The following is a 1,036-nucleotide window of genomic DNA, read 5'->3' on the forward strand; positions in this document are numbered from 1 at the left end:
CATCGGTACGGCCGGCGACCGGCGTACCGATCGGAACGTCCTCCCCGGCACCGAGCCGGGACAGCAGCACACCCAGCGCCGCCTGCAGCACCATGGCCGAAGTGGCGCCGTGGTCGCGGGCGAGCTTCAGCAGGTCCGCGTGCAGCTCGGCGGGGACGGACAGCTCGACGTCGTCCCCGCGGTACGTCGCCACTGCGGGGCGCGACCGGTCGAAGGGGAGCGCCAGCTCCTCGGGTAGGTCGGCCAGTGCCTCCCGCCAGTACCCCAACTGCCGTGCCAGCAGGCCTTCGGTGTCCTCCTCCGACCCCAGCAGCTCCCGCTGCCAGAGCGTGTAGTCCGCGTACTGCACCGGCAGCGGCGCCCACGCGGGTGCCCGGCCGTTGACGCGCGCCGCGTACGCGGCCGACAGGTCACGCCCCAGCGGGGCCATCGACCAGCCGTCACCTGCAATGTGATGAACCGTCAGCAGGAGGACACTCTGCTCGGGAGTCAGGGTGAAGAGCGAAGCCCGCAGCGGAAGTTCGGTCGCCAGGTCGAAGGGCTGCCCGGCCGACCGGCGCACTGCAGCGGCCAACTCCTCCTCATCGTCGACCTGTTCGACAGTGAGCGCGACGGAGACGTCCTCGATGGGCAGCACCCGCTGCACCGGCTGCCCGTCGACGAGGGAGAGAGCGGTCCGCAGGACCTGGTGCCGGTCGATCACGTCGCGCAGTGCGGCCGTCAGTGCCTCCTGGTCCACCGTGCCCGAAAGGCGTACGGCGGCCGGGATGTTGTAGGTCGCGTTCGGCCCCTCCAGCTGCCCGAGGAACCAGAGCCGCTGCTGAGCGAAGGACAGCGGCACCTGCGCGCGTCCTTCGCTGACGGCCGCCACCGGCGGACGGACCAGTGCGCCCGGGTCCAGGTGACGTGCCAGGGCGACGGGGGTGGGTGCTTCGAAGAGGGTGCGCAGGGGGAGTTCGGTGCCGAGGGTGGTGCGGATGCGGCTGGTGAGGCGGGTGGCGAGGAGGGAGTGTCCGCCGAGGTCGAAGAAGCTGTC

General features: G+C 71.6%; 1 protein-coding gene. It reads right to left on the reverse strand.

Features of this window, described 5'->3' with window-relative positions:
* The coding region (locus tag ACZ52J_RS42900; protein WP_465626883.1) for a condensation domain-containing protein at nt 1-1,036 on the reverse strand (1,036 nt) is incomplete at both ends.

Source organism: Kitasatospora sp. NPDC034035, assembly GCF_055575755.1.